Origin of the sequence: Streptomyces alkaliterrae, from assembly GCF_007097205.2 — a bacterium.
Lineage (GTDB): Bacteria > Actinomycetota > Actinomycetes > Streptomycetales > Streptomycetaceae > Streptomyces > Streptomyces alkaliterrae.
Genome location: NZ_VJYK02000475.1, coordinates 1 through 2,761 on the forward strand (window position 1 = coordinate 1; position 2,761 = coordinate 2,761).

The following is a 2,761-nucleotide window of genomic DNA, read 5'->3' on the forward strand; positions in this document are numbered from 1 at the left end:
GGCCCGCGCCGGGGGCGAGTATTCGTACGACGCACCACCCCTCGGCGCGGGCCTGCGGGCGGGTGGTGTCCACGGCGAAGACGTCGCCGCCGGTGTACGCGGAGAGCCGCTCGGCGACGGGCGGCAGCCGACGTCGGGTAGCGGTGCTCGGCCCGGCGGGGGCGACCGCCGCCAAGGGGCTCCGTCCGGGGCGGCGGCGCCAGAGGGAGAGGCTGTCCTGCCGGTGGTACGCCCAGAGCGCGTGCTCGAGTTCGCTGCGGGGCGGTCCGCCGCGCGAACGCAGCGCGGGCAGCGCCCGCCGGGCCGCGAGGGTCGACATGCTCCAGCGGACCATCAACGCCTCGTATACCGCCGCCCGGACGGCGCGCTCGACGGGCGTCGGTTGGTGGGAGGCCCCGGGCGGAGCGTGGCCCGCCGACCCCGGCGGGCGGCCCGCGGCGGTGTGGGCCGGGACACCGGCCGGGTCGCCGTTCGGGTGGGGCGTCAGGTCCGGGGCCAGGAGGCGGGCGCCGAAGGACTGGTGGGAGCGGGTGCGCTGGCGGTGCAGGCAGGCGACGACGCACCGGTCCGGCGGCACGGCGGGGATCGTCAGAAGCTGGGCGCGCAGGCCGAGCCGGGAGAGTGCGTGGGAGAGGGTGGTGCCGCACGCGGCCGCGGTCGCGCGGTCGGCGGTCTCGGCGGGCAGCTCGCCGGACCAGCTTCGGCGTAGGAGGTCTCGTTCCCACAGCTCGGCGGCTGCGTGGTCGATCGCCGCCGCCTGGCTCCGGTGCGCCGCGAGCCCGGTGGAACCGGCGCGGAAAGGGGAGGTGGCGCCGTGCGGTGGGCGGTGGCGGAGGAAGACGGCGCCGGCTGGTAGGAAGAGTCGGTGGCCGGTGAGCAGCGAGCGGCCGGAGACCCACAGCTGGCGGGCCGACCGGGACTGCTCGGCGGGCACCGCCGGTTGCAGCGCGGCCGGATCGAGGGCCGGGACGCCGTGCCGCCGCAGCCGGTCATGGCTGGTGAGGACGGTCGCGGTGGGGCGACCGGGATCGGGCGGCGGGCCGTGTGCACTCGTCGGTGGAGCGTGCGACTCCACGTGGCGGCCGGCCAGGATGTTGCTCGTGCGCTCCACGAGTTCGGCGAGCGCGCGGACGCGGACCTCCTCGGGACGGTCGCCGGCGGCCCCGCCGATCACGGCCGCGGTGCCGCTGCCGCCGGCCGCGTCGGCCGGGCCGAAGTCGGCCGACCGGGCGGCGGTGCGCGCGAAGACGACGTCGTCGACCTCGGGGAACGGCCGGAACACCTGGACGGGCCAGGCACCCGCCGTGGTCATCGCCGCACCACCGGGCCGTGCGGCGGTGCGGCCAGCGCCGCGTGCGCTTCGTCCAGTACGGCCGCGCCCGGCTCGGTCAGTCGGGTCCGCTGCGTCTCCAACGCGGCGGCGGCCTGGACGGCCTGGTGGCGCAGGCTCCCGTACCGGTCCCGGACGGCGGCGGGCACGGCGTCGGCGTCCGCCGCGTTCGGCGCGTCGGCCGCGTCCAGCATCCTGCGGTAGAACTGGGCGCAGCGGACGAGCGCGACGAGATGTCGCACGAGCCCGTCGAGCGGCGGAGAGCCGGCGCGTAGAGGTGCGTCCGCCGGAGGACCTTCGTCGCTCGACGGTCGGAGAAACGGAGTCCCGACGGCTGCGGCGTTGCACCGGTTGTGTGCTCCCTCGTACACCAGGGCCTCTGCGCAGCGCACCGTGCCGGGCATGCCGCGGGCGCTGTCGTGCAGTCGGCGGCGGTTCAGCAGCACGGTGCCGTGCACCCTGAAGTCGGTGCAGCCGTCCACGGCGGGCCCCTCCAACAACGCCAACGCCACGGTCACGGCCCGGATTTCGTCGAGCATGCGGGGCCAGCGGCGGTCCAGGAGCCTGATCGCCGCCGTGATCCGCACCTGGTCCTCGGGACGCCAGTCGACGAGCGCGGTGGGCCGGTCGGAACCGCCGTCGCAGGGCGGGGCGGCCGCAAGCACCCGCCGCAGGCTCTGCCGCAGGTGCGGTGCGGGTGCCGCGAGTACAGGCCAGCGATGGTCCGGCGCCTCCGCCGCCGCCGTGGCGAGCAGGGCCGCGGCGCAACCCGGCCCGGGACCTTCGTCGCGCACGACGGCGTGGGCGAGAGCGACGACGCGCGGGTCGCGGTGCGCCCTGGAATCGACCGTCGGCACGGGCACGCTGTCGGGCAGCGCGCGGCGCAGCGTGTCGCGTACCAGCGCTTCGACGGCGGACTGGTCGCGGGCGGCGGCAGCGGCGTCAGGGCGTATTCGCAACGGGCGACCTCGGATGCGGGTGCGGTTGGTCTGCGGGCGGTCGATTGGTCTGCGGACGGCCGTTTGGGCCTGCGGGCGTGTAGTCGGAGGGGCGTGGGACGGCGGGGGAGGCGACGTCCTCCAGACTGCGGTGCGGCACGCGGGCCGCCAAGCGGCAATCCGGTCGGCGGGATATGGGCGGCGGACGACGGAAGCGCACGGGTTTCACGGGAAGTAGTCATGTGGTCACAGTGTGAGTCGGGCTGGTGAGTCGGGATTCGGGCCGGTTCTCTGTTCTTCGGTGGCCTGTTCTCGGCCACGGTCCGCGGAGACGGATCCGGCGGACTGGCCGAAATCGTCCGCCACGTATCGCCGCGGACCGGTGCTCGGCGCTCTTGGACGCCTTCGGGTAGCGCGTCCTCGGACGGCGTTCGGGTAGCGCGTCGGCGGGACGAAGTGCGGCGTGGGCGCTTCCGGCGGCGGTGACGGGGGT

Annotated in this window: 2 protein-coding genes; both read right to left on the reverse strand. The window is 76.1% G+C overall.

Annotated features, from left to right (window positions below):
* Positions 1-1,312: YcaO-like family protein (locus FNX44_RS25770; protein WP_173019290.1), on the reverse strand; the 1,312-nt coding region annotated here is incomplete at its 3' end.
* The gene (locus FNX44_RS25775) at positions 1,309-2,289 is read right to left on the reverse strand and encodes a hypothetical protein (protein WP_143651385.1); all 981 of its coding nucleotides are present in this window, start codon (positions 2,287-2,289) and stop codon (positions 1,309-1,311) included. The genes FNX44_RS25775 and FNX44_RS25770, both read right to left, overlap by 4 nt.
* Positions 2,290-2,761: the final 472 nt, after the last annotated feature.